The sequence below is a fragment of the Microbacterium sp. PMB16 genome (assembly GCF_051294855.1).
Classification (GTDB): Bacteria; Actinomycetota; Actinomycetes; order Actinomycetales; family Microbacteriaceae; genus Microbacterium.
The window spans coordinates 1,453,878-1,474,274 of the sequence record NZ_CP145908.1 but is presented as its reverse complement, the minus strand read 5'-3'; the positions used below and the strand labels follow the sequence as shown (position 1 = coordinate 1,474,274).

At 69.1% G+C, this 20,397-nt stretch carries 22 protein-coding genes; 12 read left to right on the top strand and 10 right to left on the bottom strand.

Annotated elements, in window-relative coordinates:
- Window positions 1-11 precede the first annotated feature (11 nt).
- The 3 genes from V5D55_RS07025 to V5D55_RS07015 all read left to right on the top strand — a co-directional run bounded on the left by V5D55_RS07025 (window position 12) and on the right by V5D55_RS07015 (window position 2,400).
- Window positions 12-1,247, top strand: a complete 1,236-nt coding sequence (locus tag V5D55_RS07025; protein ID WP_435748670.1) for a sensor histidine kinase — start codon at window positions 12-14, stop codon at window positions 1,245-1,247.
- Entirely contained in the window at window positions 1,235-1,873 is a 639-nt protein-coding gene (locus V5D55_RS07020) for a response regulator (protein WP_435748669.1), read from the top strand. Before V5D55_RS07025 ends, V5D55_RS07020 begins: the two co-directional genes overlap by 13 nt.
- A 134-nt stretch (window positions 1,874-2,007) precedes the next feature.
- Window positions 2,008-2,400, top strand: a complete 393-nt coding sequence (locus tag V5D55_RS07015; protein WP_435748668.1) for a VOC family protein — start codon at window positions 2,008-2,010, stop codon at window positions 2,398-2,400.
- A gap of 22 nt (window positions 2,401-2,422) precedes the next feature.
- Here the strand turns inward: V5D55_RS07015 and V5D55_RS07010 are convergent, their stop codons facing one another.
- On the bottom strand, window positions 2,423-3,388 hold the full coding sequence (locus V5D55_RS07010) for an acetylxylan esterase (protein WP_435748667.1): 966 nt from the start codon (window positions 3,386-3,388) through the stop codon (window positions 2,423-2,425).
- An 84-nt stretch (window positions 3,389-3,472) separates the two neighbouring features.
- A complete protein-coding gene (locus tag V5D55_RS07005) occupies window positions 3,473-3,922 on the bottom strand; it encodes a putative immunity protein (RefSeq protein WP_435748665.1) in 450 nt (149 codons plus the stop codon).
- Between the two features lie 241 nt (window positions 3,923-4,163).
- On the opposite strand from V5D55_RS07005, the gene V5D55_RS07000 reads away from it, so the two are divergent.
- From V5D55_RS07000 to V5D55_RS06985, 4 genes are read left to right on the top strand one after another with little or no spacing between them, the layout of a single operon-like run.
- Window positions 4,164-4,511 (top strand): PadR family transcriptional regulator, encoded by a 348-nt coding sequence (locus V5D55_RS07000; RefSeq protein WP_435748664.1) that lies wholly within the window; start codon window positions 4,164-4,166, stop codon window positions 4,509-4,511.
- A 2-nt stretch (window positions 4,512-4,513) separates the two neighbouring features.
- Window positions 4,514-4,882, top strand: a complete 369-nt coding sequence (locus V5D55_RS06995) for a DUF1048 domain-containing protein (protein WP_435748663.1) — start codon at window positions 4,514-4,516, stop codon at window positions 4,880-4,882.
- Window positions 4,879-5,646, top strand: coding sequence for an ABC transporter ATP-binding protein (locus V5D55_RS06990; protein WP_435748662.1), 768 nt, complete (start codon window positions 4,879-4,881; stop codon window positions 5,644-5,646). The genes V5D55_RS06995 and V5D55_RS06990 overlap by 4 nt, the downstream gene beginning before the upstream one ends.
- The gene (locus V5D55_RS06985) at window positions 5,643-6,410 is read left to right on the top strand and encodes an ABC transporter permease (protein WP_435748661.1); all 768 of its coding nucleotides are present in this window, start codon (window positions 5,643-5,645) and stop codon (window positions 6,408-6,410) included. The genes V5D55_RS06990 and V5D55_RS06985 overlap by 4 nt, the downstream gene beginning before the upstream one ends.
- Window positions 6,411-6,601: 191 nt before the next feature.
- On the opposite strand, the gene V5D55_RS06980 is transcribed toward V5D55_RS06985, so the two are convergent.
- From V5D55_RS06980 to V5D55_RS06965, 4 genes are read right to left on the bottom strand one after another with little or no spacing between them, the layout of a single operon-like run.
- Window positions 6,602-7,789 carry an ABC transporter permease gene (locus V5D55_RS06980; protein ID WP_435748660.1) on the bottom strand — a complete coding sequence of 396 codons (1,188 nt, stop codon included), beginning with the start codon at window positions 7,787-7,789 and terminating at the stop codon, window positions 6,602-6,604.
- 17 nt (window positions 7,790-7,806) lie between these two features.
- Window positions 7,807-8,517: an ABC transporter ATP-binding protein gene (locus V5D55_RS06975; protein WP_435748659.1), complete on the bottom strand. Its 711-nt coding sequence runs from the start codon at window positions 8,515-8,517 to the stop codon at window positions 7,807-7,809.
- Entirely contained in the window at window positions 8,514-9,557 is a 1,044-nt protein-coding gene (locus V5D55_RS06970; protein WP_435748658.1) for a peptidoglycan-binding protein, read from the bottom strand. Before V5D55_RS06970 ends, V5D55_RS06975 begins: the two co-directional genes overlap by 4 nt.
- An 8-nt stretch (window positions 9,558-9,565) precedes the next feature.
- Window positions 9,566-10,327, bottom strand: a complete 762-nt coding sequence (locus tag V5D55_RS06965) for a hypothetical protein (protein ID WP_435748657.1) — start codon at window positions 10,325-10,327, stop codon at window positions 9,566-9,568.
- A 137-nt stretch (window positions 10,328-10,464) separates the two neighbouring features.
- Here V5D55_RS06965 and V5D55_RS06960 point away from each other — a divergent pair, with 137 nt between their 5' ends.
- From V5D55_RS06960 to V5D55_RS06950, 3 genes are all read left to right on the top strand, one after another.
- Window positions 10,465-11,130: a response regulator transcription factor gene (locus V5D55_RS06960; RefSeq protein ID WP_435748656.1), complete on the top strand. Its 666-nt coding sequence runs from the start codon at window positions 10,465-10,467 to the stop codon at window positions 11,128-11,130.
- Window positions 11,127-12,401 (top strand): sensor histidine kinase, encoded by a 1,275-nt coding sequence (locus V5D55_RS06955; RefSeq protein WP_435748655.1) that lies wholly within the window; start codon window positions 11,127-11,129, stop codon window positions 12,399-12,401. Before V5D55_RS06960 ends, V5D55_RS06955 begins: the two co-directional genes overlap by 4 nt.
- A gap of 91 nt (window positions 12,402-12,492) precedes the next feature.
- Window positions 12,493-12,936 (top strand): hypothetical protein, encoded by a 444-nt coding sequence (locus V5D55_RS06950; RefSeq protein ID WP_435748654.1) that lies wholly within the window; start codon window positions 12,493-12,495, stop codon window positions 12,934-12,936.
- Window positions 12,937-12,983: 47 nt separating this feature from the next.
- Here the strand turns inward: V5D55_RS06950 and V5D55_RS06945 are convergent, their stop codons facing one another.
- The 4 genes from V5D55_RS06945 to V5D55_RS06930 all read right to left on the bottom strand — a co-directional run bounded on the left by V5D55_RS06945 (window position 12,984) and on the right by V5D55_RS06930 (window position 17,689).
- Window positions 12,984-13,904 (bottom strand): glycine betaine ABC transporter substrate-binding protein, encoded by a 921-nt coding sequence (locus tag V5D55_RS06945; RefSeq protein WP_435748653.1) that lies wholly within the window; start codon window positions 13,902-13,904, stop codon window positions 12,984-12,986.
- Entirely contained in the window at window positions 13,897-14,859 is a 963-nt protein-coding gene (locus V5D55_RS06940; RefSeq protein ID WP_435748652.1) for an ABC transporter permease, read from the bottom strand. The genes V5D55_RS06945 and V5D55_RS06940 overlap by 8 nt, the downstream gene beginning before the upstream one ends.
- Complete coding sequence (locus tag V5D55_RS06935) at window positions 14,859-16,169, bottom strand: quaternary amine ABC transporter ATP-binding protein (protein WP_435748650.1); 1,311 nt, start codon at window positions 16,167-16,169, stop codon at window positions 14,859-14,861. The genes V5D55_RS06940 and V5D55_RS06935 overlap by 1 nt, the downstream gene beginning before the upstream one ends.
- A 308-nt stretch (window positions 16,170-16,477) precedes the next feature.
- A complete protein-coding gene (locus tag V5D55_RS06930; RefSeq protein ID WP_435748649.1) occupies window positions 16,478-17,689 on the bottom strand; it encodes a class I SAM-dependent methyltransferase in 1,212 nt (403 codons plus the stop codon).
- Between the two features lie 89 nt (window positions 17,690-17,778).
- Between V5D55_RS06930 and V5D55_RS06925 the strand changes: the two genes are divergently transcribed.
- Both V5D55_RS06925 and V5D55_RS06920 read left to right on the top strand, forming a co-directional pair.
- Complete coding sequence (locus V5D55_RS06925) at window positions 17,779-18,774, top strand: ATP-binding cassette domain-containing protein (RefSeq protein WP_435748648.1); 996 nt, start codon at window positions 17,779-17,781, stop codon at window positions 18,772-18,774.
- Complete coding sequence (locus tag V5D55_RS06920; protein WP_435748647.1) at window positions 18,774-20,396, top strand: ABC transporter permease; 1,623 nt, start codon at window positions 18,774-18,776, stop codon at window positions 20,394-20,396. The genes V5D55_RS06925 and V5D55_RS06920 overlap by 1 nt, the downstream gene beginning before the upstream one ends.
- Window position 20,397 lies beyond the last annotated feature (1 nt).

Here is a 20,397-nt window from a genome sequence, read left to right as displayed (position 1 = left end):
AGACTTGTCGGATGAAGGACGGACGGATGCGGCGCTGGCTGCGCGACTGGTGGTACCTGGTCGTCGAGCTCGGCGCATCCGCGGTGTCTCTGCTGCTGTTCTGTGTGGGGCTGGTGCTGCTGCCACTCATGATCATCACCGGCGGAGTCCTGCTGATGCCGCAGGCCGTGCGCGTGCTGCACTGGTGGAGCGACGTCAACCGTCGCCGCGTCGGCGCCTACCGCGGCATCGAGCTGCCCTCTGCCTCGCGCACGCTTCCTCGTGGTTCGACGATCGACGACCGCCTGCGGTTCGCGTTCTCCCGCGCGACCGGACGAGACGCCGTCTGGCTCGCGGTGCATGCGATCCCCGTGATGTGGGCGTCGCTCATCGCCGTCGCCCTGCCCTTTGCGGCGCTCAACTCGCTGGCGGTGCCGTTCTATTGGCAGTACGCACCGGCCGACGACCCGGTGGGGTCGCCGTATCCGGTCACCTCGCCCGAACTCGCGGCGACCATGCCGCTGGTGGCGCTCGCGTATGCCGCGATCTCGCTCTTCCTGGTGCCAGGGCTCGCGCGACTGCTGTCGTTCCTGTCCGCGAAGCTGCTCGCGACGCCCGTGAAGTCGCGCCTCGCCGCGCGGGTCGATGCACTGACGCTGAGCCGTGCCGCCGCGCTCGACGCGCACGCCGCCGAGCTCCGCCGCATCGAACGCGACCTGCACGACGGTGCACAGAACCGTCTGGTGAACGTGGTGATGATGCTCGGGATCGCCGAGCGCGCGCTGGAGACCGACTCCGACGGCGTGCTGGAACCGCTGCGCCGCGCACAGGATGCCGCCACCGATGCCCTCGCCGGGCTCCGCCGGACCGTGCACGACATCTATCCGCCGATCCTCGACGAGCTCGGCCTGGAGGGGGCTCTCGCCTCGCTCGCCGGGCGCAGCGCGGTGCCGTGCACGATCGAGACGGCCCACGTCGGGCGCGTGCCCGCCGCCGTCGAATCCGCCGCCTACTTCGTCGTCGCCGAGGCGCTCACCAACGTGAACAAGTACAGTCGGGCGACGCGCGCCACCGTGCACGTCGCCCGCGAAGAGGAACTGCTGCTCATCACGGTCGAGGATGACGGCGTCGGCGGGGCGACCGAGCGTCCCGGTGGCGGGCTCGCCGGCATCCGTCGTCGCCTCGACGCATTCGAGGGCACGCTGCGCCTGATCAGTCCGGCCGGCGGCCCCACCATCCTGAAGACGGAGCTGCCATGCGGATCGTGATCGCCGAAGACGACACCCTGCTGCGCGAGGGGCTGGCGCTGCTGCTGCGCAGCGAAGGCTTCGACGTGGTCGCCGCCGTCGACAACGCCGACGACTTCCTCGCGCACCTGGAGGAAGCGGATGCCGCGGTGCTCGACGTGCGGATGCCGCCGACATTCACGAGCGAGGGGTTGAAGGCGGCCGCCGAGGCGCGGACGCGGCGGCCCGGTTTCCCGGTGCTCGTGCTCTCGGCCTACGTCGAGGACCGGTACGCCGGCGAACTGCTCGCCGCGGGCGCCGACGGACTCGGATACCTGCTCAAGGAGCGCGTGGGCAAGGTCGCGTCGTTCATCGATGCGCTGCGCCGCGTCGCCGACGGCGGCACGGTGATGGACCCCGAGGTCATCTCGCAGCTGATGAGCAGGCGTCGGGCCGACGACCCGGTGCAGACCCTGACCCCTCGCGAGCGCGAGGTGCTCGGGCTGATGGCCGAGGGGCTCGACAACGGCACGATCGCCGCGCGGCTCTTCGTCACCGAGACCGCCGTGAGCAAGCACATCGGAAACATCTTCGCGAAGCTGGGCCTGGCCACCAGTGACAGCGGTCATCGGCGCGTGCTCGCCGTACTCGCGTACCTGCGGGACTGAGGCGTCCCGATCTGCTCACCGCGCCCCGATCTGCTCACCGATCTTCGGGAATGGTCCGCAGATCGGGACGACGTGAGCAGATCGGGACGACTTCCAGCCTGGACAGGCCGCCGCGACGAGCGCATGCTGAGGGCATGACGGCTTTCCAGACCACACACGCGTTCAGCGGGTTCAGCGTCGACTCCCTCGAGGCTGCCCGGGCTTTCTACGGCGAGACCCTCGGCATGGATATCGGCACCGACGCCATGGGATTCCTCCGCATCCGCCTGCCCGAGGGCGGCTCGATCTTCGTCTACCCGAAGCCCGATCACACCCCGGCCAGCTACACGATCCTCAACTTCCCCGTCGACGACGTCGAGGCCGCGGTCGACGAGCTCAACGCCCGCGGTGTCGTGACCAAGATCTACAGCGACCCCGACATGGGCACCGACGCGAAGGGCATCTCGCACGGCAAGCCCGGTGAAGGCCCCGACATCGCCTGGTTCAAGGACCCGGCCGGGAACGTGCTGTCGGTGCTCGCCGGCTGAGACGGCGGATCGCCGCGCCGCGCTACAGGCGAGCGGCGAGCCAGTCGGTCTGGCGCAGCCACTGCACCGCCTGTCCGCCCTCATGCTTGTTGAACTCGTAGACCTCGATCTCCGCATCCGTCGACCCGCAGAGGTTGAACGCGGCGAACACGCTCGAGGGCAGCACGATCGGGTCCATCAGGGCCACCGAGAACAGCGCGGGTGCCGAGATGCGGCGCGCGAAGTTGACACCGTCGAAGTACGACAGCGTCTCGAACACCTCCTCGACGCGTCCTCTGTGCACCGCCAGGTAGTTCGCGATCTCGGTGAAGGGGTTGTCGGGAGTGAGCGGGACCGACCGACGGAAGTGGCACAGGAACGGGACATCGGGCATCGCGGCGGAGACGGCGGGATGCAGCGCGGCGACCGCGAGGCTGATGCCGCCTCCCTGGCTTCCGCCCGTGACGCTGATACGACTGCCGTCGACGGCGTCCAGCTGCTGGACGGCGTCGATCAGCAGGACCGCGTCGGTGAAGACGCGACGGTAGTAGTAGGTCTCCCTGGCTCGGATGCCGCGGGTCATGAAGCCCGGCGTCGCGCCGTCGGAGCCGTGCGGATCAGGGGTGTCGCCGCCTGATCCCCACCCGCTGCCCTGACCGCGGGTGTCCATCAGCACGTGCACGTAGCCCGCCGCCGCCCATTGCAGGCGTTCACCCGGCAGGCCGCGCCCGCCGCCGTAACCGACGTATTCGACGACCGTCGGCAGCGGGCCCTCCTGGCGCGGGCGGGTGATCCAGGCGCGGATCGGCTCACCGGCGAAGCCGCTGAAGGTCAAGTCCTCGACGATCAGCTGGGTGATCGGTGTGGCGGCGGGCACGACCTTCGGAACGGTCGCGACGGCGCGTGATTCAGCGAGCGTGCGCGTCCAGAAGTCGTCGAAATCCGTGGGCTCCGCCACATCGGGACGGAACGAACGGAGCTGGTCGAGGGGGAGGTCGGTGAGAGCCACGGCGTCAGGCTAGCGGAAGTTCTGCGCGGAGCCTGCCGCCGATCCACCCCGACACGATCCGCGTTCGACGGACCGCCGGACGATTCACAGCCCGCGAGGGAAGCCGATCTCGCGCAGCTCGGGGGCCAGGTGCTCCCACTGCCACGTGCGCTCGGCCGCGCGTTCAGCATCCCCACGGCTCAGGCCGACCGCCTTCGCAGCGTAGGTCGCTGCATGCGGGGAGTGGTCGAACATGTGGGCGACCGCGACCGCCTGCCCCGCGGCGCGTGCAGCGGCGACTGCCGCCGGATCTTCGGCCGCTTCTCGAGCCGCCGCGTGGGACGCGAAGGCCGCGGTGCGGCACTCCGTCATCGGGATCTCGCCGCGCACCCAGGCTCTCAGCGCGGCGATCGCGGCGCGTGGGCGGTCGTCGCCGGGGCGCAGCTCCTCGAAGATCGGCAGCGCGCGTTCGGCGCACTCCGCCGCCCACTCCGCGATCGCGTGATGGATCGGCGGCTCGGGGTTGGCCCACTTCTCTTTCGTGTCTCCGGTCACGCTCTGATGGTCGCAGCATCCACCGACACCCACCGAGACCCGTACGGATCTCGCAGAACAGCACGAACTTCGCAGGGTTCTCGGGCAGTTCCTGCGAAGTTCGCGACGTTCTGCGAGAACCCTGCCGACCGACCGCGCGAAAAAGTTCAGTATTCGGTGTTGCTAAGTACCAGTACTCAGTGTTACTTTGTACCAGTACCCAGCAACACTGAGTACTGACGCAGACAGAAAGGAGGATCCGATGGGCAAGCAGATGACCGAGATGCTCAAGGGCACTCTGGAGGGCATCGTTCTGGCTCTCCTCGCCGAGCAGCCGGCATACGGGTACGAGATCACGACACGGGTGCGCGACCACGGATTCACCGACATCGCCGAGGGAACGATCTACGCACTCCTCGTGCGCATCGAGCAGAAGAACCTCGTCGATGTCGAGAAGGTGCCGAGCGAGAAGGGTCCGCCCCGCAAGGTGTACACCCTCAACGCGGCAGGCACGCAGGAACTCGAGGACTTCTGGAACACCTGGGACTTCCTCAAGACCCGCATCGAACAGCTGAACACGAACAACCCTCACACGAACAAGGAGAACTGAGCATGGCCGCGAAGTGGATCGAAGCGATCACCGGATCGCTCGAAGAGAAGAAGCAGTACAAGCAGGCTCAGGCCCGCATCAACGCGCTCCCCGAACCGTACCGCGAGGTCGCAAAGGCCCAGCACCGGTACTACATGTACTACGGCGGCGTCACCGACGGCGAAACCCTGGTGCAGATGTTCCTCGACCTCGCCGACCTGTGGGAGCGCGCGGCGATCGACGGCACCCCGGTCAGCGCCATCGCCGGCGACGACCCGGTCGAGTTCGCCGAGAACTACGCCGCGGCATACGGCGGACGGCAGTGGATCGACAAGGAGCGCACGCGCCTCATCAAGGCGTTCGACGACGCGAAGAAGACGGAGGAATCATGACGAACGCAGCCATCTCGGTGCGCGGCATCGAGAAGTCCTACAAAGACCTGCACGTGCTCCGCGGCGTCGACTTCGAGGTCGAGCGGGGAAGCATCTTCGCCCTGCTCGGGTCGAACGGCGCCGGCAAGACCACGATCGTCCGCATCCTCTCCACGCTGTTGAAGGCGGATGCCGGAACGGCCACGGTGCAGGGCGTGGATGTCGCGGCCGACCCGCTCGGAGTGCGCCAGAAGATCAGCCTGACCGGGCAGTTCGCCGCGGTCGACGAGGTCCTCAGCGGACGGGAGAACCTCGTGCTGGTCGCGAAGCTGCGGCACCTGCCCGACGCCGCGAAGGTGGCCGACGATCTGCTGGCCACCTTCCGACTGACGGATGCCGGTGCCCGCAAGGTCGGAACCTACTCCGGCGGCATGCGGCGCCGGCTCGACATCGCGATGAGCCTGGTCGGACACCCCGAGGTCATCTACCTCGACGAGCCGACCACGGGCCTCGACCCCGAGGCGCGCATCGAGGTGTGGGACGTCATCAAGGAGCTCGCGAACACCGGCACCACCGTGCTGCTCACCACGCAGTACCTCGATGAGGCGGAGCAGCTGGCCGACCGCATCGCGATCCTGCACGAGGGCCGCATCATCGCCAACGGCACCCTCGCCGAACTGAAGAAGCTGCTCCCGGCCGCCAAGGTCGAGTACGTCGAGAAGCAGCCCACCCTCGAGGAGATCTTCCTCACACTGATCGGCCCTTCCAAGGAGAAAGCAGCATGAGCACGCACTTCGTCGCCGACACCGCGACTCTCACCGGCCGCTCCATGCGGCACATCTTCCGCAGTCCCGACACCATCATCACCACGGCGGTCACGCCGATCGCGCTGATGCTGCTGTTCGTGTACGTCTTCGGCGGTGCTCTCAAGTCGAGCATCGGCTCCGAGAACTACGTGAACTACCTGCTCCCCGGCATCCTGCTGATCGCCGTCGCATCCGGCATCGCCTACACGGCGTTCCGCTTGTTCAACGACCTGCAGAGCGGCGTCTTCGAGCGGTTCCACTCCATGCCGATCGCCCGGTCGAGCGTGCTGTGGGCGCATGTGCTCACCTCCCTCACCGCGAACGCGATCACCCTGGCGATCATCTTCGGCGTCGGGTTCCTGATGGGGTTCCGCACCGGAGCCAGTCCGCTGGCATGGCTCGCCGTGATCGGCATCCTGCTGCTGTTCACCCTCGCCCTCACCTGGCTCGCGATCATCGCCGGGCTCAGCGCGAAGACGGTCGACGGAGCGAGCGCGTTCTCGTACCCGCTGATCTTCCTACCGTTCATCAGCTCGGCGTTCGTGCCCACCGACACCATGCCCGGTCCGGTGCGCTGGTTCGCCGAGAACCAGCCGGTGACGTCGATCGTCGACACCATCCAGGCGCTCTTCGCAGAGAAGCCCGTCGGTGACGACATCTGGGTCGCGCTCGCCTGGTGCGTCGGCATCCTCGTGGTCGCCTACGTCTTCGCGATCGTCGCCTACCGGAAGAAGGTGAGCTGATCTCTTCGAGCGGGACGGGACGCTCCGACCGGGGTTCATACCCCGGCCGGGGCGTTTCGCTGCGCTCGCGGCGGTGCTCGTTCGAAGGAGAAAACCCGTAACTTCTCCGTCGTTGCGGATGCCGGCTGCCGGCTGCCGGCTGCCGGCGGATGCTGCGCCTGCTGCGACCGGAACCCGGAGACACCCACCCCTCACACGGTCCGCAGGGCCGTCGTCGGTGACAGCCGCGCGGCACTGACCGCCGGATACAACCCCGCGATCACCCCCACGGCGAGCGCCACGATGGGCCCGCCGACGAGCACCACCACGGGTATGGTCGCGGCCTGCCCTTGGAGCGCGGCGTACGCGACCACTCCGAGCGCCCCGCACAGCATCCCGACCAGGCCGCCCAGGCCGCCCAGCACGATGGCCTCGCCCACGAACTGCCCGGCGATCTGACCCGAGCGCGCGCCCAGCGCCCGCCGCAACCCGATCTCACCGCGACGCTCCAGCACCGCCACGACCATCGTGTTCGCGATGCCGATGCCTCCGACGAGCAGCGCGATCGCCGCGAGGCCGACCGCGAGCCCGGACAGCGAATCATCCGCGGTCTCGCGCGCTCCGGCCAGGTCGCCGAGGCCGCTCACCTGCACGTACAGCGAGCTGGGGTTCGCGGCCCGGGCGATCGCGTCGCGGACCTTCTCGCCCGTGCCGCCGTCGGCCATGCGCACGTAGATCGAGGCGATGGTGTCGTCATCGTCCGCCGACACGTGCTCGGCCGCCCAGCGGTCACCGAGGAACGCGCTCGCGTCGATCGACTCCGCGAGGCCGGCGGAATCGAGGATCCCGATGACCGTGTACCACTGCTCCCCGATCCAGACGCGGACCCCCGTGTCCGTGATGCCCATCCGCGCCGCCGCGGCCGATCCGAGCACGGTCACCGGAAGCGACCGATTCGTCTCGTCGAACCAGGAGCCCTTCGCGACCGAGCCCTCGACCGACGAGAGGAACTCCGGGCTCGCCGCATAGGCGGTCAATCCGTTGCCCTGGCTCTTCGGCATCAGGTCGTTGCGGTACACACCGGTGCCCTCGGGCACCTTCTCCAGCACGCCCACCCTCTCGACCCCCTTGACCCGCTCGATCATGCCCCCGGCCGTCTCGGGCAACGCGACCGGCTTGTTGTCCGGCCCGTACCCGGGCTGCACCACGATCATGTTCGCGCCGAGGGCGTCGAGCTTCGCGAGCAGTTCGGCCTGGTTCGACGCGGCGATGCCGGTGATTGCGGTGAGCGCGGCGATGCCGACGGCCACACCGAGAGCCGACAGCGCGGTGCGCATCTTGCGGCTGCGTGGTCCGATGAGCGCCGTCCGGATGCTGTCCGCGACGCTGAGTCGCGGCATCCGCTCGCCTCTCCGCTTCATGCCGCGACCTCTTCCCGCACGCGACGGCCCGTATCGGAGACGATGCGGCCGTCGTGGATGCTCACCTGCCGCTCGGTGCGCCCGGCGATGTGCGCATCGTGCGTGATGATGACGACCGCCGTGCCGGACCCTGCGATCGAGGTGAGCAGTTCGAGGATGCGCTCGCCCGTCGTCGAGTCGAGCGCCCCGGTCGGCTCGTCGGCGAACAGCACCGACGGCTCCCCGACGATCGCCCGCGCGATCGCCACCCGCTGCTGCTCCCCGCCGGAGAGCTGCCCTGGGCGATGCTTCATCCGCGCGCCGAGACCGACGCGCTCCAGCGCCGCCGCCGCACGAGCAGACCGCTCCGCCGTGGGCACCCCCGCGTAGAGGAGCCCGAGAGCGACGTTGTCGATCGCGCTGAGCGCCGGCAGCAGGAAGAACTGCTGGAAGACGAACCCGATGCGGCGAGCGCGCAGCGCCGCACGTTCGCGCTCTGCGAGCGCCGCGGCATCCGTTCCGTCGATGAGCACGGTCCCGCTCGTCGGATCGTCGAGGGTTCCCATGATCGAGAGCATGGTGCTCTTGCCCGATCCGGATGCTCCGACGACGGCCACCAGCTCGCCGCTCTCGATCGCGAGGCTCATCCCGTGCAGCACGCGCAGCGGCGGGTTCCCTGGATAGTCCTTCACGACGTCGACGAGCTCGACCACGGTTCCCGGATTCACTGTGCCACCACCACCGCGTCGCCCGCGGCGAGGTCGCCGCCGACGATCTGCACGCGGGTGTCGGCGATGAGCCCGACCTCGACCGCGACCCGCTCGACCTTGCCCTTCTTGCGCAGCACGTCGACCGCGTACCCGCCGTCGGTCGTCGCCACCAGGGCTGTGACCGGCACGACGAGCGCGTCCTTCACCTCCGACGTCGCGAACACGACCTTGACCGCACGCAGTCCGATGCCCTCCGCCACGGCGGGGTCGGCGAACTCGATGTTCGCGGTGGGAGGCGTGGTCTCGCCCTCCTTCTCGGTGGGCTGACCCCCCGGATCGACGGCGGTCACCGTGGCCGGCACCTCCGTGCCGTCGGGGAGGACGATGGTCACCGCTGTCGCCGGCAGGATCTCGCGCGCCTGTGCATCCGACAGCTTGGCGACCACCCGCAGCGCCGTGCTGGTGTAGGTCAGCGGGCTCGCGCCGGCAGAATCGCCCAGCTTCGCCGTCACCTTCTCGACACGCACGGATGCGGCGGTGATCGCGACGACGTCACCCAACTTCACGACGCCGTCCTTCGTCACACCGAGAGATTTCTGCCACGCCTTGACGTTGGCCTCCGTGACTCCGGTGAACTCGTCGTCGATCGTCATGTCCTTGCCGAAGCCGAGATCGGCGAGCGCCTGTTCCAGCTGCCTCACGTCCGGGCCGTCCTCGACGCCGATACCCAGGTCCCGCCAGAAAGGCCGATCGCCGCGCATCGCGATCACGGGCTTCCCGTCGACTTCGTAGAGGGCTCGTCCCACGCCGATCACATCACCGGCGGCAGGCAGGCGCGTGATGGTTCCCCCGCGCCCCGGCAGGGCGATGGATGCGCCGTAGCTCAGGGTGCCGTTGATCCGCAGATCGGAGGTGAGGGTGGTGAGCTCGGCGTTGACCGTGACCGGCTTCTTGTCGGCATCCGGAGACTCGGCGACCGAACTCCACGGCTGGAGCACCGCCAGCGTCACCGCCGCCGCCACCAGCAGCACACCGACGGGAACGAGAACCCGGGTCATCCGGCGGCTCATTCCTCGCCTCCGGAGGGAAGGACCGTCGCCACCGAGAACGCGCCGTCGAAGAACTCCCCGATCAGCTCGTAGAAGTCGAAGTCCGCCGACTCGACGCTCTCCGGCGTGAACATGGGCGGCATGTCGCCCACGGAGTCGGCGCACGCCTCGAGGAGCGTGCGCGCCTCGTCCTCGGTGATGCCCACGGGCAGTTCGAGCATGCCGTCGGCATCCGGATCGGCGAAGTCCGTGAAGCCGTTCTCCCGGGCGCACGTGGCGAACGCCAGGGCCGCCTCGGTGAGATCCTCTGCTGACAGCATCTTCGTCTCGGCACCCTCGGAGGCGGAGATGTCGGGCTCCGGCTGCTCGAACTCGGGAACCTCCTTCTCGCACGTCTCCCAGGCGGCGCGCTGCCCGCCCTCCTCCGGGTAGCCGGATGCCGCGGTCGACGCCAGCCACGTGCCCTCGTCGTCCGTGAAGATCATCGTCATCGCCATGTTCTCGCCGTCGCCGGCATCGACCGAGCCCGAGTCGGTGCTCAGCGTACCCATGCCGGCGTCACCGGGGGCATCGGGCATCAGCAGGCCGACCTGGCCGCCCTCGATGATCTTCGCGGTCTGCCCCTCCCCCGTGAGGCACGTCACGAAGCGGGTCGCGGCGGCATCGTTCGCCGCGTCGTCCTTCTTGTCGCCGGACGGAGCGCTGCACGCGGCGAGCGCAGCGACGGCGAGGATCACCGGAATCGTCGCCAAGGAGCGGCGGGTCTTCACATCGAACATGACATTCCCTCTCTTGCGGCCGCAGCTCGTCCGCGACTCTCCAGTCAGTTCTATGGAGGCGCTGGTTTGCTGTCGGTATGACAGCGCCTAACCGGAAACTAACCGCGGAGCGCGCATCCTCTGAGACAGGAGGTGCCATGCGACTGCTGCTGGTCGAGGACGAGGCCGATCTGGCCGACACGCTGGCCGACGGCCTGCGCCGCGAGGGGTACCTGGTGGATGTCGCACGCGACGGCGCGCAGGCTCTGACGGCGGCAGCGGCGGCGGACGTCGACGTGATCGTGCTCGACCGCGATCTGCCGGTTCTCCACGGTGACGCCGTGTGCCGCACCCTGGTCGCGCAGCAGTACGCCGCACGCATCCTGATGCTGACGGCCGCCGGCACCCTCAACGATCGCGTCGAGGGCCTGGACCTCGGCGCCGACGACTACCTCGCCAAGCCGTTCGCCTATGTCGAGCTGCTCGCGCGCATCCGCGCTCTCGGGCGCCGCTCGCTCTCACCCCGGTCGAACGCCGTGCGCGAGTTCGCCGGCGTGCGTCTCGACGTCGCCCGCCGCGTCGCCGAGCGGGATGGGATGCCGATCCACCTCACCCTCAAGGAATTCGGGGTGCTCGAGACTCTGCTCGCCGCGGAGGGCGGCTACGTGAGCGCGGACGATCTGCTCGACGAGGTGTGGGACGAGCCGCTCGAACGCACCCGCGGCGTGGTCAAGATCGTGGTGCACACGCTTCGGCGCAAACTCGGGGCGCCCGCGGTGATCCAGTCCGCAGCGGGCCATGGCTATCGGATGGGAACGGCATGAGACGGATCAGCTTCCACACGCGACTCGTGATCATCATCGCGGGCGCTTTCGTCGCAGTCGGCGCGGCCCTGCTCACGGTGCAGTACCTGGTCGTGCAGCAACTGTTCGCCTCGGCCATCTCGGTGACGGCGGCGAGCTGCGTTCCCGGGTCCGCGCTGGTCAACCTCACCGAGGGGACGAGCCCGACCGACGGCACGGACTTCAGCGAGGTCGCACCGCTCACCGACGACACCCTGACGTACGGAACCACCAGCACGGGATGCACCTACTTCGCCGACGCGGTCGACTTCCAGATGGCGACGCCGATGGAGACCCTGTCGGTGGATGCGGTCGAGGGCGCTGTGCTGCAGCAGTCCACGTTCCTCGCGGATGAGGTCGGCGGCGGGCTGATGCTGTGGTCGGTGGTCACACTGGTGGCCTTCACCGGGGTCGCCGCGGCCATCGCCGTCTGGCTCGCGCGGCGCTCGCTCGGGCGCATCGGCGAGGTCACCGCCGCCGCACGCGACATCTCCGAACGCGACCTCGGGCGCCGTCTCGCCCTGCCGGGCCCCGATGACGAGATCAAGGAACTCGGCGACACGATCGACGGGATGCTCGATCGTCTCGAGTCGGCATTCGCCGCGCAGGACCGCTTCGTCGCGAACGCCTCGCACGAACTGCGCACGCCGCTGACGACCACCCGCACCGCGTTGGAGATCCCGCTGGAGCAGGGCAGCGTGCCGACCGCGCTCGAACCGAACATGCGACGAGCCCTGCGGGCGACCGAGCAGAGCGAGCGCCTCATCACCGCACTGCTCACGCTCGCGCGGTCCCGGACCGGGCTCGACCACGCGGAGTCGGTGCCGCTCGACGAGGTGGTCGAGACCGAGATCCTGGAACTCGCACCGCATGAGATGACCCTGCACGAGAGCATCCGACCGGTCTCGATCGACGGCGACAGCGTGCTGCTGGCGCGGGCGGTGCGGAACCTGCTCGAGAACGCCGTGCGGCACAACGTACCGGGAGGGGAGCTCTGGGTGCGGTGCCATCGCCAACCCGGCCACGCTGTGATCGAGGTCGAGAACACGGGCGCACCGATCGCCGCGGCGACCGTCGCCCTGCTCACCGAGCCCTTCTACCGCGGAGACGCGAGTCGCACGTCGACGGGGCCCGACGGCACCGGGTTGGGGCTGGCGATCGTGCAGAGCATCGCCCAGACGCACGGCGGGCAGCTGCATCTCGCCGCCCGCAAGGGCGGCGGCCTCATCGCCACGCTGCGCCTTCCGGTGTGAGCACGACCGACGAAAAGACACCTCCTGCGATGTAGCCGGCATCCGTCTCCCGAGTGACGACGCGAGCGCGCGATGTCGCGAGAGTGGAAGCATGAGAAACCCCCTCCTTCCTCGCCTTGCCGCCGCCGGAGCGCTCGTGACCGTCGGCCTCCTGGCGACCGGCTGCAGCGTCATCGACGCGGTCGCCCACCATCAGAAGTCCTCATCCTTCGCGGACGCGGCCGATCTCGCGTCGAACGGAGAGGTCGACGTTCCGTGGCTGCCGAAGGACAGCGTCGCCATCCGCGTCACTCAGTCGACCGAGGCCGACGACGCGTCGGTGGCCGTCGACAGTGCCGAGGACCTCTCCGCCGACCAGTGCAAGGAAGTGCCGCGGCAGTCCGCCCCGGCGTACTCGATCGACGACACGGTCGACGTCTACGGCCTGTCGACCGTGTTCGCGTGCGGCGCGTGGAGCGTCGCGAAGACCCCCAGCGGGTGGCTCGGCTGGACGCCGAACCACCCCGACGAGAAGGCGCAGAGTCCGGCATCCTGACTCCCCCGCATCCGCCCGCACGCAATGAAGGAGACGGATGCTGCGCGTCAGCTGCTGACGACCCAGTCGAACTGGTCGCCGTTCTCCTCGAGCCACGCATCCACGGCCTCGGCCTCGCGGCCCTCGCCGTACTCGTTCACGACCAGGTCCTCCAGCGAGCCGTACTGCTCGTCGTCGAGAACGATCTGCTCGATCAGGTCGGCTGCCTCGGGGAACTCGTCGGCGAAGCCCTTCGTCCCGAGGAAGTGCAGGCCCTCGGGCTCACCCATCGCGCCCTTGGGGTCTTCGAGATCCTTCACGGGGAAGGCGTCGTTGGCCCAGAACGGACGCCACAGCGTGACCGCGATGTCTTCCTTCTTCTCGGTCGCGGACTTCAGCTCGGTGAGCATCGCCGCAGTCGAGGAGGTCACGAGCTCGTACTCGCCGTCGAGGCCGTAGGTCGGCAGCATCTTCTGGGTCTGCGCGGTGAGACCGGCACCCGGCTCGATGCCGTAGATCTTGCCGTCGAGATCAGCACCCGCGAGGTCGTCGATCGTCTCGAGGTCGGAGTACTCCGGCACCGCGATCGTCAGCCGGGCGTTGTCGTAGTACGTGCCGAGGTCGTCGATCGAGTCGCCGTACGTCTTCATGTACTCGGCGTGCGTGACCTCGGGCCACGCCGACGGGAACAGGTCGACGTCGCCCTGCGCGAGCCCCGTGTAGAGCGGGCCCGCCTCGGTGAGCGTCTTGAGCTCGACGTCGTAGCCGATCTTCTCGAGCTGGTCCTGCAGCAGGTAGGCGGTGCTGAGACCGTCGGTCCACGAGGGCAGGAACCCGAGCGTGATGGTGCCCTTGTCGCCTCCGCCGCCGGTGCTTCCGCCGCCGCCGAGTTCGATGGTGCCGCCGGCGCCATCGCTCGCGCAACCGGAGAGAGCGAGGGCTCCCGCGGCGCCGATGGCCGCGATGGACATGATCCTGTGCTTACGCATTCTGGAGCTCCTTCTCTTCGGCGGGCGTCTCGGGGGTCTCTGCGACCTGTGCGGATGCTGCGGCACGAGCATCCGCCTGGCGCTGCGCGCCACGACGACGCATCACACCCAGCAGGGATGCCGGGTTCTGCCCCAGCGTTCCGAGAGCCGCGGTGACACGGTCGAGGAAGACGGCGATCAGCACGACACCGAGGCCGGCTTCCACACCCTTCGCGATGTTGACGGTCGAGATGGCCTCGACGACCATCTTTCCGAGACCGTCTGCTCCCGCCATTCCGGCGATGACCGCCATGGAGAGCGCGAGCATGATGACCTGGTTGATGCCGGCGAGAATCGTCGGCATGGCGAGCGGAAGCTGGATACCGCGCAGGATCTGCCCCGGCTTGGCGCCGAAGGCCTGTCCGGCCTCGACGGTCTCGGAGTCGACACCGCGGATGCCGAGCTCGGTCAGTCGCACGCCGGGGGGCAGCGCGAAGATGACCGTCGCGACGAGTCCGGGGACGACGCCGATGCTGAAGAACACGATCGCCGGGATCAGGTACACGAACGCCGGCATCGTCTGCATGAAGTCGAGCACCGGCTTGAGCACGGCACGGACGGTCGCGTTGCGCGCCGACCAGATGCCGAGGGGCACCGCGATCAGCACGGCGACGAGAGCGGCGACGAGCACGAGCGCGAGGGTCTGCATCGCGGGAACCCAGAGGCCCATCGCGACGATCAGCGTGAACGAGATGACCGTGCCGATGGCGAGCTGCCACGAACGGACGATCCAGGCGATGAGCGCGGCGAGCGCGATCACGACGAAGAAGTACGGGAGCAGGAGCAGCGAGGTGAGTCCATCAACGAGGAACGTCACGACGAACGAGACCACGTCGAGCAGGCCGTCGAGGTTGGCCTTGACCCAGCTGACGCCGCCTTCTACCCAGCTGCCGAGGGGGATGCGGAAACCATCCATCAGCGCACCTCCTCATTCATTTCGGTTCCTGAGTTCGTGGGCGGGTCAGCCGTCCATCCGTCATCGAGCACGGCGTCGATCTCGGCCTGCGGCATGGGCATCAGCGGAAGGGTGATCTCCTCGGTGGCGCCGGGGCCGGGGCCCAGGGCTGCGAGCAGGGTCACACGCGGGATCACGCCCACGAGGCGCCCCTCGGCATCCACCACGGCGAGCGGCACCGGCGACTCGACGGCCGGGACGAACAGGTTCATCAGCACCTCGTCCTCGCGGACGCTCTGCAGCACCGGCTTCATGATCGAGTCGAGGGTCGTGGCGCCCTGGCGGACGAGCTTGACCGCATCGCGGTCGGTGACGACGCCGACGAGCTGCCGGTCGCGGCCGACGACGTAGGTGGCCGACATGTACGCGTCGCGCATCTGACGGAGAGCGGTACGGGGTCCTGCAGTCTCGGGGACCACGGGGCGCGGACGCTCCATGACGTTCGCGGCCGTGAGCACGCGGGCGCGGTCGACGTCCTGCACGAACTGCTCGACGTAGTCGTTGGCCGGGTCGGTGAGGATGTCCTCTGGGGTGCCGATCTGCACGATCCGGCCGTCGCGCATCACAGCGATGCGGTCGCCGAGGAACATGGCCTCGTTGAGGTCGTGCGTGATGAACACGATCGTCTTGTGCAGCTTCTCCTGCAGTTCGAGCAGTTGCTCCTGCATCTCGCGGCGGATGAGCGGGTCGAGCGCGCTGAACGCCTCGTCCATGAGCAGGATGTCGCTGTCCGCGGCGAGCGCGCGGGCGATGCCGACGCGCTGCTGCATGCCGCCGGAGAGCTCGGAGGGCAGCTTCTCCCCCTGGCCCTCGAGGCCGACGAGCGAGAGGATCTCCTCCGCCTTCGCCAGGCGCTCAGCCTTGGGAGTGCCCTTCAGCTCGAGCGGGTACGCCACGTTCGCGGCCACCGTCCGGTGGGGCAGCAGGGCGAAGTGCTGGAAGACCATCGAGATGCGATCACGACGGATCTCGCGCAGCCGACCGCTCGGGATGCCGGTGATCGGATCGTCGTTCACCGTGACGGTGCCCGAGGTGGCGTCGTGGAGGCCGTTCAGCATCCGGATGATGGTGGACTTGCCCGATCCGGACAGTCCCATGATGACGAAGATCTCACCGCGGTTGACGGTGAAACTGGCGTCGATGACGGCGGCGGTGCCCGCGTCGGTGACGGCGGTGCGGGACTCACCGGCCTTCAGCCGACGGACTGCCTGGCTCGGATTCTTCCCGAACACCTTGTACAGATTGCGCGCTTCAAGTGCGATTTCGGACACGTTTCCCCTGCGGCTCGCCTTCGGGTGGCTGAGCCTGCTTCGGTTACGCCCGGGTGATCCTCACGAGGCCGTTCGACATGACTGCTGTGGCGGCGCGGGCAGCGGATTTCGGATCCGCCGCAGAGAGCATCGACCGTACGTCCACGCCTCTTCGCAGCACAGCTCATCGAAAGAAGGACGTGGTCGCGGACTGGTCTTTCGGGCCATCAGGCCCACAGACCAACGTAACGAAATGGCTGATCAGGGGCAAATCCGTGCGGCCGGAATCGCCCGAGTTTCCCCCGCTGACCGGGGCATTGGTCATATGTTCAGCGACGGATGCTGCGCGTCACGGTGAACTTCGCGGTGCGGTGCAGCTGCTGGGTCGCGCCGACGATCCGGGTCAGTTCGGCGCGGTATCCGAGGGAGGAGTTGAAGACCGTGAAGAGTTCTCCCCCGGGCCGGAGCAGGCGCGCCGCCGCGTCGAACAAGCGCGTCGCGGCGCCGGTGTGGATGCTGGTGCCGAGATGGAACGGCGGGTTGAGCAGCACGACGTCGGCGCTCGCGTCCGGCAGCTCGGAACCCGCGTCGTCGTGCGTGACGAGGATGCGGTCGGCCAGCCCGTTCGCGGCTGCGGTGGCCCGAGCCGAGGCGACCGCGGCTGCCGACCGGTCGGTCGCGATGACGCGGGCCTCCGGATGGGCGAGTGCGTAGGCCGCGGCGAGCGCGCCCGTGCCGCAGCCGAGGTCGATGACGTCGAGTGCCGCGCCTCCGCCGTGCACAACTCCTCCAGAACGGTCGCTCCCGCCCGGGGCTCCCGCGGAATCACGGCCCTCGCCGTCGCCCGACTCGGAATTCTTGCTGAATTGTGCACCGGCAAGCCCGAGCACTTCCAGCAGCACGCGCGTGCCGATGTCGAGCCGCGGGCCCGCGAACGCGCCGCCGTGGGCGACGAGCGTCAGGCCGTCGTGCTGCGCGGTCACCGGAAACGGCGGATCGGCGGGCGCGGGTCGCGGCTCGGATGCCACGACGAGCCGCGACTTCCGTTCGGCCCGCTGAGCCTGCACCTGCGCGAAACGGCGCCCGAGCACCTCGTTCTGCCCGAGCGTCATGTGCTTGACCCGCCCTCCGGCGACGAGCACGACGTCGGGTGCGGCCCAACGGGTGACCGCATCCGCGATCTGTTCGAGCTCGGCGAGAGACTTCGGCAGCTGCACCAGCACGAGTCGCGCCCCTGCGAGCAGCGACGCGTCGAGCTCGTGCGGGACGAAGCCTGCGAGCCCGAGGTCCGCGGCGTTCCGCGCCAGCGCGCGGCGTCCGGTCGCGAGGTCTTGATGCACGCGGATGCCGGGGCGTCCGGCATCCGTCAGCGCCAGAGTGATCGCGCCGTATTCGTCGCCGATCACGGTGATCTCGTCGCCCGGCACATCGAGCGCAAGAGCCCACTCGACCAGCAGCAGATCGGTGGCGTCGTACGCCTGGAGGTTGTCCGCCTCGACGTCGGGCCAGCGGCGCAGGCGACTGTAGGGGAACTCCGGCACCAGCCCACTGTACGCGCCGCCCGTAAGGATTCCGCATGCGTTTTTTCGCAGTATTCACAAAATCATGAAACGGGCGTAGCGTCCCCGCCATGACCACAGTCATCGACACCCAGAACCTCACCAAGCACTACGGTCACGTGCACGCCCTCGACGGGCTCGACCTGTCCGTCGAACAGGGCCAGGTGCACGGGTTCCTCGGCCCGAACGGCGCGGGCAAGTCGACCACGATCCGCATCCTCCTCGGGCTCGCCCGCCGCACCGGAGGCGAGGCGTCCGTGTTCGGCGAAGACCCCTGGAACCGCGCCGTCGACCTGCACCGGCGCATCGCCTACGTGCCCGGCGACGTGAGTGTCTGGCCCACCCTCTCCGGCGGGGAGGCCGTCGACCTCCTCGCCCGGCTGCGCGGCGCCCGCACGAAGGATGCCGCCTACCAGCACGAGAAGACGCGGCTCATGGACGCGTTCCAGTTCGACCCGCGCAAGAAGGGCCGCGCCTACTCGAAGGGCAACCGGCAGAAGGTCGCCCTGATCGCGGCTTTCGCAGTGCCGGCCGACCTGTACATCCTCGACGAGCCGACCAGCGGACTCGATCCGCTGATGGCGGTGATCTTCCAGCGCGAGGTCGCCCGGGCCCATGCGAACGGTGCGACAGTGCTGCTGTCGAGCCACATCATGAGCGAGGTCGAGCAGCTGTGCGACCGGGTCTCGATCATCCGCGCGGGGAAGATCGTCGAGAGCGGCACCCTGGCCGAGCTGCGGCACCTCACCCGCAGCGACGTGTCGTTCACGGCATCCGGCATCTCGCTCGAACAGGTCGCCGCGATCCCCGACGTGCACGATCCGGCCGTGCAGGAGGATCGCTTCCGCTTCGCCGTCGACAGCGACCGGACCGCCGCCGTGCTCCCCGCGATCGCCGCGCTCGGCATCAGCGACCTCCGGGTCGCACCCCCGTCGCTGGAAGAGCTGTTCCTCCGCCACTACGGCGACGACCTCGCGAGCCTCGAAGCCGCCGAAGACGGGACCGCATCCGACGCCGACGCACCCCGCACCCGCCGCGCACGCCGCGAAGCGAAGGACCGGGCGTGATGAGCGCCTTCGCCGTGCTGCTGCGGCAGCGCATCCGTCGCGACTGGCTGCAGCTGACCCTGTGGATCGCGGGCACCGCAGCCATGGCGTTCGCCGGCTACGCCGGAGTCACCAGGTCGTACGCGACCCTCGAGGATCGGCAGAACATCCTCGCCGCGGCGCTCGCGAACCCCGTGATCCTGATGTTCCGCGGGCTGCCCTCCGGCTCGTCCGAAGGGCAGTTCATCGCGTTCCAGATCCTCCCCTGGCTCGCCTTGCTCGCGGCTCTCATGAGCACGTTCCTCGCCGTCCGGCACACCCGCGGCGATGAGGAGGCAGGGCGCTCCGAACTCGTCTGGTCCACCCCTGCCGGAAGACGGATGCCGACGATCGCGACGATCGTGCACGGCATCCTCGCCAACGTCGTGCTCGCGGCGCTCACCGCACTGGCGCTGCTGGCGACCGGGCTGCCCGCCGCCGGATCGGTGATCGCGGCTGCCGCGGCGGGGGCCACCGGCATCGCGTTCCTCGGCATCGGCCTGCTCGCCGCGCAGCTCATCCGCACGGCCCGCGGGGCGAACTCGCTGACCGTGTGGGTGCTGGTCGCGGCCTTCCTGATCCGCGGCGTCGGCAACGCGACCGGCACTCCGAGCGACGACCTGTCGTCGATGACGAGCTCGGGGGTCGCGTGGCTGTCGCCCTTCGCCTGGGCCGAGCAGACCCGCCCCTACGACGCCGACCTCATCGGCCCGGTCTTCCTGGGTCTCGGTCTCGGGGTCGTGCTCGCCGCGGCATCCGTCGCCCTGCAGTCGCTGCGCGACATCGACGCGAGCTTCGTCGCCGAGCGTCGCGGACGGGCAGCGGCACGGCCGGCTCTCGCCTCGCCGCACGCGCTCGTGTGGCGATTGACCTCCGGGTCGATCGTGGGCTGGGCGATCGGCGGCGCGGTCACCGGCATCCTCGCGACGACGCTGGGCGGTGTCGTCGATCAGATCTCCGCCGAGAACCCCGCCGTCACCGAGGTGCTGGAGAAGATCGGTGGTGCGACCGGCGGACTCGAGCAGGTCGTGATCACCGTGTTCTTCACCCTGCTCGGCATCCTCGCCGCGTGCTGCGCGGTGCAGACGGTCGTGCGCGCACGGCAGGAGGAGGCGCGCGGCACAGTGGAGGCCCTGCTCGCCACCCCGGTCGGACGCGTGCGCTGGCTCGCCGACCACGTGATCGTCGGGACGGCGGCGGTGCTGATCGTGGTCGCCGCAGCAGTGCTGGCCGCCTGGATCGGGATCTGGTCGACGGATGCCGATGGCGCGCTGTACCGGATCGTCGCGGTCGCCGGGCTCGGACAGGTGGTGGCCGCCTCGGTGTTCACAGTGCTGACCGCCCTGGTCTTCGTGCTCGTGCCGCGCGCCACGATCGGCCTCGCCTGGACCCTCGTGCTGGTGGCGACGATGCTCGGCATGTTCGGGCCACTGTTCGGGCTGCCCGAATGGACCGCGAACATCTCGCCCTTCGCGGTGACCCCCGTGGTCGACGGCGACGGCGTGGACGTGCGAGGGCTCTGGTGGCTGGTACTCGCCGTCGCCGCCGGTGCTGCGGCATCCCTGGCGCTGATGCGTCGTCGCGAACTGGCGGCGGGCGGCTGAG